Annotated in this window: 5 protein-coding genes; 2 read left to right on the forward strand and 3 right to left on the reverse strand. The window is 71.3% G+C overall.

Annotation, left to right across the window (positions count from 1 at the left end; genetic code table 11):
• The 3 genes from VGS97_RS06795 to VGS97_RS06805 form a co-directional block, all read right to left on the reverse strand.
• On the reverse strand, positions 1-1437 hold a 1437-nt coding region (locus VGS97_RS06795; RefSeq protein ID WP_349262009.1), incomplete at its 3' end, for a proton-conducting transporter membrane subunit.
• A gap of 2 nt (positions 1438-1439) precedes the next feature.
• The gene (locus tag VGS97_RS06800; RefSeq protein WP_326852379.1) at positions 1440-1934 is read right to left on the reverse strand and encodes an NADH-quinone oxidoreductase subunit NuoB; all 495 of its coding nucleotides are present in this window, start codon (positions 1932-1934) and stop codon (positions 1440-1442) included.
• A gap of 96 nt (positions 1935-2030) precedes the next feature.
• Positions 2031-2366, reverse strand: coding sequence for a metalloregulator ArsR/SmtB family transcription factor (locus VGS97_RS06805; protein WP_349262010.1), 336 nt, complete (start codon positions 2364-2366; stop codon positions 2031-2033).
• Between the two features lie 170 nt (positions 2367-2536).
• Between VGS97_RS06805 and VGS97_RS06810 the strand changes: the two genes are divergently transcribed.
• On the forward strand, positions 2537-2872 hold the full coding sequence (locus VGS97_RS06810; protein ID WP_326852381.1) for a hypothetical protein: 336 nt from the start codon (positions 2537-2539) through the stop codon (positions 2870-2872).
• Between the two features lie 41 nt (positions 2873-2913).
• On the forward strand, positions 2914-5021 hold a 2108-nt coding region (gene acs, locus VGS97_RS06815), incomplete at its 3' end, for an acetate--CoA ligase (protein ID WP_326852382.1).

The raw sequence follows: 5021 nt of genomic DNA on the forward strand, positions 1-5021 counted from the left end.
GGCCAGCCCCATCCCCACCCGCATCGACCCGGTGGCCTCGTGGGCGTGCTCGGCCGCCGCACTGCGCGCCTTGGCGAGGAACCCGGTTCCCAGGGCCTTGACGAAGGTCGCCACCGCCAGGCCCGCGGACAACGCGACCGCGCCGACCGTGACCGGCAGTACCACGACGACCGCTCTGCCCGGCACCGCCAGGCCGTGGATCAGGGATTGGAGAAGCAGCCACTCGGACGGGAACCCGGCACCGCCGGGCAGCGCCGCGGCTCCCAGCGCGGCGAGCGCGAACAGCGCGGTGGTCACCGGCATCCGGGTACGCAACCCGCCGAGTTCATCCAGGTCCCGGACGCCGGTGGCGTGCAGCACCGAGCCGGCGGACAGGAACAGCAGGGTCTTGAATCCGGCGTGGGTGGCGGTGTGCAGCAGCGCCGCGGCCAGCGCGAGCGCGGCCAGGGCCGGGTGCCCGGAGTGGTCGAACACGCCGGCGGCCCCGACGCCGACGAGGATCAGGCCCAGGTTCTCCACGGTGGAGTACGCCAACAGCCGCTTGAGGTCGTTCGCGACGGCCGCCTGCACGATCCCGTACACGGCGGAGAGCGCGCCCAGCGCCAGCGTGGTCAGCCACCACCAGCGCGAGCCGCCGCCCATCAGGTCGAGCCCGACGCGTACGAGGCCGTAGATTCCCATATTCACCATGGCGGCGCTCATCAGCGCCGAGACCGGGCTGGGCGCCTCCGGGTGGGCGCGCGGCAGCCAGGCGTGCAGCGGCACCATGCCCGCCTTCGACCCGAAGCCCAGCAGGAGCAGCACGAACACCCCGCCGCGCACGGCCGGAGACACCCCGGCCGCGGCGACACGCAGACCGGCGAAGGTCTCGGTGTGCGCGGCGGCGGCCAGCCACATCAGCCCGGTGAGTATCGCGACCAGACCCAGGTGGGTCATCACCGCGTACCACACCCCTGCCTCACGCACCCGTCCGTCCGCCGGATCGCCGGACACGACGAGCAGCAGCGAGCACAGGGCCATCAGCTCCCAGGCCACCAGCAGCGTGGACACGCTGCCCGCCGCGGGTACCAGCAGCAGACTGAGAGCGAACAGCGGCCACAGCGCCTGCGCCGCGCGGCTGCGCCCGGCTCCGGCGGCGTATCCGATCCCGTAGATCGACGCGGCCAGGACGACGGCCCCGGTGACCGCCAGGAACACCCCGGACAGGGCATCGACGTCGAGGGACACGCCCGCGAGCGGCAGCAGGTTCGGCAGTCGCACGGCGAACGTGCGCCCCGAGAGCGCCGCGCCGCCCGCGACCATTGCGGCGACGCCCAGCAAAGCGCTCAGAAGTCCGGCCAGCGGCACTCTGACCCGCGCCGGCGTACCCAGCGCCACGACGACCGCGCCGCCGGACAAGCCCGCGGCCGCCGCGAGCGCCGTCCCGGCCAGATTCACGCTCACCGGCCGGTCACCCGGCGCAGCGCGGCCACGATCTGATCGGGAGCCGGCGGGCAGCCCGGCACGGCCAGGTCCACCGGCACCACGTCCGACACGGCACCCTCGACGCCGTACGCCCCGGCGAACTCGCCGCAGTCGATCGCGCAGTCCCCGACCGCGATCACCACTCGCGGCTCGGCCGCGGCGGCATAGGTACGGCGCAGCGGCTCGGCCATGTTCCGCGTCACCGGCCCGGTGACCAGGAGTACGTCGGCGTGCCGGGGCGAGGCCACGATCCGGGCTCCGTAGCGGTCCGCGTCATAGACGGGCCCGAACGCCTGCCCGATCTCGATCTCGCAGCCGTTGCACGAGCCCGCGTCCACGCAGCGCACCTGCGCCGACCCGCGCAGTGCCTTGATACGCCGGGCGAGCTCCGGCGCGGCCGGTTCGGGCGGCGGCGGGGCGGGCTCGGCGACCCGGCCGACGGAGGCGATCTTTCTCAGCAGGCTGAGCACGACGGTTCCCACTCACGGCAGCGATACGGCAGACAAGGAAGACACGGCGAACACGACGGGACGCGCAGGGCAGGGCGGGGACGGATCACGGACAGCTCATCCGGCGCCCGTGTCCTGCAACGCGGCCAGCAGCTCGCGCTTGTCCACCAGCAGTTCGGTCAGGATGCGGCGCGCGGCCAGCATCAGCTCCGAGACGTCCGCCCCGGCCAGCGCGTACACCACCGTCGAGCCGTCGCGGGTGGCGGTCACTATCCCGTAGCGGCGCAGCACCGCCAGCTGCTGGGACAGGTTGGAGGCCTCGATGTCGAACTCGGCCAGCAGTTCGCGCACCGGCCTCGGGCCCTCGCACAGCAGTTCAAGCACCCGGATGCGCACCGGGTGGCCGAGTACCCGGAAGAACTCCGCCTTGGCCTGATACAGCGGTACCGGCACCCCGCCCACCTCCGCTCTCACCGCGCCACCCGAGTCCTCGCCGCCGGCCCGTCCGTCGGCGGCTCCATCATCAGGGAAAGTGAAGAAGTCTTCAAATCCGCACCTGGCAAAGGCCCGCTCTCGGCGATACGTTGGTATTTCTCCGCAGACCGGGCGGAGCGCCCCGGTCTGTGCGCGTCAGGCTGGTGGCGATCGTGATGACACGCCAGTACCTCCGAGGCGAGGTGCTCGTGCTGCTGTCCCGGCTGGAGGCCGCGGCCCCGTGCCGGGAGTCCGCCGCTGCGCTGTCGCCGCTGCGCCATCAGGCCGAGACGCTGCCGCTCGGGGCGCTGCCCGCCGTCCTTAAGCACGCTCTGGACCAGGCGGAGGCGTGGTGCTGGTCCAGCCTGGGCGACGATCCCGAACTCTTCCAGCGGGAATGCGTGATCGCCGCCGAACTCTACGAATTCGGGCTCTGCTCCGGGCTTCTCGCCCCGGAGGACCACGCCGCCGGGGACACGGACTGAACCCGCCGCCCGCCCGACCCTCTCGGTAAGGGAGCCGAGTTATGAGCATCGACGAGTCCGGCAAGACCCAGGCCTCCGAGGCGCAGATCGCGGTCCACTGGCGCGAGGAGGAGTACGTCGCGCCGCCGCCGTGCTTCATCGCCCAGGCCAACGGCGCCGACCCTGGACTGTTCGACCGGTTCGGCCTGGACCGGTTCCCGGAGTGCTTCAAGGCCTACGCCGACCTGCTGGACTGGGACCGTTACTGGCACACCACCCTGGACACGAGCAACCCCCCGTTCTGGCGCTGGTTCGTCGGCGGCAGGCTGAACGCCTGTTACAACTGCGTCGACCGGCACCTGGCGCTGCGGCCGAACCAGGCGGCGCTGATCTGGGTACCCGAACCCGAGGAGCAGGCCACCGTCGCGATCACCTACCGGGAGCTGTGGCGGCGGGTCAACGAGTTCGCCGCGCTGCTGCGCGGCCTCGGCGTGCAAACGGGTGACCGGATCACCTTCCACCTGCCGATGGTCCCCGAACTGCCGGTGGCGATGCTGGCCTGCGCCCGCCTCGGGGTGATCCACTCCGAGGTCTTCGGCGGGTTCTCCGGCGTCGCCTGCGGTGGCCGGATCGCCGACTCGGGCAGCAAGATCCTGATCACCATCGACGGCTACTACCGCAACGGCGAACTGATCGACCACAAGGCCAAGGCCGACCAGGCCGTCGAGGCCGCCCGGGCCGAGGGCGCCGAGGTGGAGAAGGTGCTGGTGTTCCGGCGCCACCCCGGGAAGTACAGTTCGGCGACCGCGATGGTCGACGGCCGGGACTTCTTCGTCGACGCGTTGCTCGCGCACTACCGGGACGCCCTGGTGGAGCCGGTTTCGATGCCGGCCGACGCGCCGCTGTTCCTGATGTACACCTCAGGCACTACCGGACGGCCCAAAGGCTGCCAGCACTCCACCGGCGGCTACCTCGCCTACGTCGCCGGCACGTCGAAGTACTACCAGGACATCCACCCCGAGGACACGTACTGGTGCTTCGCCGACATCGGCTGGATCACCGGGCACTCGTACATCGTCTACGGCCCGCTGGCGCTGGGCACCACGAGCGTCATGTACGAGGGCGTGCCGCTCTACCCCGACGCGGGGCGGCCGTGGCGCATCGCCGAACGGCTGGGGGTGACCACCTTCCACACCGCGCCCACCACCATCCGGATGCTGCGCAAGATCGGCCCCGACGAGCCGGCCAAGTACGACTATCACTTCAAGCACATGACCACGGTCGGCGAGCCGATCGAACCGGAGGTCTGGCGCTGGTACCACCGGGTCGTCGGCAAGGGGCAGGCGGTGATCGTGGACACCTGGTGGCAGACCGAGAACGGCGGCTTCCTCGGCTCCACCCTCCCGGCCCTCCAACCGATGAAGCCCGGCAGTTGCGGCCCCGGCGTACTGGGCATCCACCCGGTGATCTACGACGAGAACGGCCAGGAGGTCCCGGCCGGGTCCGGCAAGGCGGGCAACATCTGCATCCGCAACCCGTGGCCGGGGATCTTCCAGACCATCTGGGGCCAGCCGGAGCGGTTCAAGGAGATCTACTTCGCCAAGTACTGCAAGAACCCGGACAGCACCGACTGGCGCGACTGGCCGTACCTGGCCGGGGACGGCGCCGTGCAGGCGGCCGACGGCTACTTCCGCATCCTCGGCCGGGTCGACGACGTGATCAACGTCGCCGGGCACCGGCTCGGCACCAAGGAACTGGAGTCCGCCGCGCTGACCGTCGAGCAGATCGCCGAGGCCGCCGCGGTCCCGGTGGTGGACGAACTGCGCGGGCGGGCGGTGGAGATGTACGTCTCGCTCAAGCCCGGCATGACCGGGGACGGCGGGATCGAGGCAGCGGTCTCGGGCGCGATCGAGCGCGAGATCGGCAAGATCGCCCGGCCGAAGAACGTGTGGATCGTGCCCGACATGCCCAAGACCCGCTCCGGCAAGATCATGCGCCGGGTCATCGCGGGCATCTCCAACTTCACCGCCGTCGGCGACGTGACGACCCTGGCGAACCCGGAGATCGTCGAGGACATCCGCCGCCAGGTCCAGGCCGCCAAGCTGGCCGACGGCCAGGCGCCCGCCGAACTGACCAGGGAACAGATCGCCGAGATCGAGGCCTTCGGCAC

The organism is Actinocrinis sp. (genome assembly GCF_035946395.1).
GTDB lineage: Bacteria > Actinomycetota > Actinomycetes > Streptomycetales > Catenulisporaceae > Actinocrinis.